The organism is Gordonia aichiensis NBRC 108223 (genome assembly GCF_000332975.1).
Lineage (GTDB): Bacteria > Actinomycetota > Actinomycetes > Mycobacteriales > Mycobacteriaceae > Gordonia > Gordonia aichiensis.
This window is the reverse complement of sequence record NZ_BANR01000053.1, coordinates 1-2,720: the sequence shown is the minus strand read 5'-3', so window position 1 is coordinate 2,720 and position 2,720 is coordinate 1. Positions and strand designations below refer to the sequence as shown.

Here is a 2,720-nt window from a genome sequence, read left to right as displayed (position 1 = left end):
GAAGCGTCTCACTCCTCGGACTCACAGCGGCGCATATGTCAACTGAACACGAATTACCAGCTCCCCCAACTAAATTAGAGTGCCGATAACCTGCCGTGCAGCAGTCCCGGCTGCCGATGTGTCGGGCTTGCCAAGAGCCACCCGACGAACGAACCCCGGGCCGCCCACCTCACTCCGGGTCATGCCACCCCACACTTCGAAGCGTGACAGCGATCACAGCACTATTAGCGATCCGCAAAGATACATCAGTCGAACTGAATATGGACAAGGATGACACTCGGCCGCCGGGGAGGACGGCGGGTGTCATCCTTGTCCGTCCCTCTGCCCTGCCATCGCCAGAGCCCGACACCGCCAACCCTTTCGGCTCCCGGACGCAGCTGTCTCTCAGAAGCTCTCGGACGGAGGTGGGCGGGCCACGCTGCCGCCCACCTCGACTGACTACTCGGTGTCGCGGCCGCAGGTGCGCGACGCGAGGGGCGGTCCGGCCGGAACCAGGTGGCCGGCGCCGAGCGGTGCTGATCCCGCACGTGAGGGTAGGTAGCACCCGCTGCGGATCGCCAACCTGCGCGAAGACAGCATCGATTTCAGCGGCCAGCCAGGTGTCTTCGACGTCGATCACGTCGACACAACCGGCCAGCGGCACAGCCCTGACGCAGCCCATCATCTCTGACCTCCCTGCGCTTGGGGTGACAGTGACGACCACCACCCCGGGTCAGTCAGCCCGAGGCCGCCTCGGAGCCAGCGGTGATCTCCTGACGCCCAGCACCGGAATGCTCAATGGCCACCTTGCGAGGCTTGGTCTTCTCAGCCACCGGGATCGTCACCGTGAGCACACCGTTGTCATAGGCAGCAGAGATCTTCGCCGGATCGACACCCTCACCCAGAGTGATCTGCCGACGGTAGGTGCCGGCGAATCTCTCGTTGGCCAGCCACTGCACACCCTCATCCGAGAGTGCGCTGCGATGCGCCGACAAGGTCAACACCCCGTTGTCGACGTTGAGATCGATCGAACCAGGATCAACACCAGGCAGGTCGGCGATCAACGAATAGTGGTCGTCGACCTTGTACACATCGATCGGCATGAATCTCGGTGCACGTCGGCCAGCGACGGACTCGCCAGTGAGAAGTCCTCGAGCCCAGTCATCAACCATGGAGAACGGATCGATACCCAGCATCGCAACCACCTCCTTGATCCACGGGTGCCGCCACACTGACGGCACCACATCAACCTTCACTGCGCACCATCAGATTAGCACTCACAACCAGCGAGTGCCAAGCATCTGATTGATGTTCCGCGCACTCAGTCATCCACCAGCACAACAGCACTCGATCCAAGAGCGAGCAGTAACCCGCATTCGGCATCGGGTGGCGGGCCGCGCATACGAGTGCTATCTAGGAAGACGACGTTCACCGACGGCCACGTTCCGCGCGACATGACCCAGGAAGGATGATCCCACCCGATGTCGGCCCCCGCCCCCGAACTTCACCCGATCGTCTGGCCCGATCCCAGCCCGCTGCAGCACTGGTGGACCCACGTCATGGGCGCAGCCACGCCTCCACCCGGATCAATCCGAAACACTGGTACCAGCCACCCCCGACACCAGTCGACCGGCAGCGAAGCACTCCCAGCCCGACATTGACCGCCAGCACCGGGTGCCCGTGGCCTCAACAGCAGCTGGCCTCCGCTCGACGGCCCTGACCGCGTCACACACCTCTACGGCCGGGCCCACGCCTGCCCAGGTGCAGTGACTACGACGCCCCCGACCTCAGGGCGGCGTTCTGCTCACGGGCGGGCCGGGCGTCGGCCTTGCGACGTCTCTTGTTGTCCCACAACCCCACCACTTGCATCGAACTTGCAGTCATGACCTCCCGCAGCCTCACATTTCACCGTCACACCCCGCCCACCCCACAACACCACGACCTACGGTGGGCCCTGGCCTACCTCATCGCCCTGGCCGCCATCCTTGTATTCCTCACCACGTCGCAGTGACACCTCACTCCCCTGGCGGGTTGGCAGGGTGCGGCGACAGACCACGTCCGTCCACGCCTCGGCCAGCACTGGTGGGTCAACCCGACAGCAGGTGACGGCAGCGGCGTACCCCGCCGCTGCCGTCACGCGCACACGTAACGTCCGATCACCGGTCGCGGATCGGTATCGGACCAACCCCCGTAGGGCCGAAACAGACTGCGCTATGCTGCCTTCGTAGCAATAGAGCAGGCCAGCAGCAGGGAGGGCAGACGCGGATGGTGATCCTGGGTGGTCTTGTTGCGCCCGTCGCTGTGATGGTCACCGCGTTGGTCATGGAAGCACTGCAAGAACGCATACTCCCCCACATGACCGACGACGTCCCGCGCCCATGACAGACCGGGCGGCCGCCCATTCCTAGCCACGGCATTTCTGCCAGACCGGTGCCGCGCACTCACGGTTGCCATCTGTCGCAGACTGGCCTTGAAACCGTGGCCCCAGACTGGCGATGGAGCCTACGACGTCGATTCCGATCCGACAGACTGGCCGCCGGGCTGAGCCAACCTGAATCGCCCCGGGTTTGCTGGAGGCTCGGTTAGTTGGTTCCAGCGGTTGCCGGGACCCGGGTTCTCACCCGGTAGTTGGTGACCGTGTGGGTCGACCAGTAGGTGGTCTCGTATTCGACGGGTGGGACGTGTCCGATCTCGCCGTGCAGGCGGCGGTGATTGAACCAATCGATGTATTCGGCGACGGC

3 protein-coding genes are annotated in these 2,720 nt (G+C 64.1%); 1 reads left to right on the top strand and 2 read right to left on the bottom strand.

Annotated elements, in window-relative coordinates; genetic code table 11:
• Positions 1-716: 716 nt before the first annotated feature.
• Positions 717-1,175 carry an Hsp20/alpha crystallin family protein gene (locus GOACH_RS22230; RefSeq protein WP_040519594.1) on the bottom strand — a complete coding sequence of 153 codons (459 nt, stop codon included), beginning with the start codon at positions 1,173-1,175 and terminating at the stop codon, positions 717-719.
• A gap of 686 nt (positions 1,176-1,861) precedes the next feature.
• Here GOACH_RS22230 and GOACH_RS24550 point away from each other — a divergent pair.
• Positions 1,862-1,990 (top strand): hypothetical protein, encoded by a 129-nt coding sequence (locus GOACH_RS24550; RefSeq protein WP_268760693.1) that lies wholly within the window; start codon positions 1,862-1,864, stop codon positions 1,988-1,990.
• Between the two features lie 571 nt (positions 1,991-2,561).
• On the opposite strand, the gene GOACH_RS24455 is transcribed toward GOACH_RS24550, so the two are convergent.
• Positions 2,562-2,720, bottom strand: a 159-nt coding sequence (locus GOACH_RS24455; RefSeq protein WP_005180336.1) for an IS3 family transposase, incomplete at its 5' end; no start/stop codon positions are given.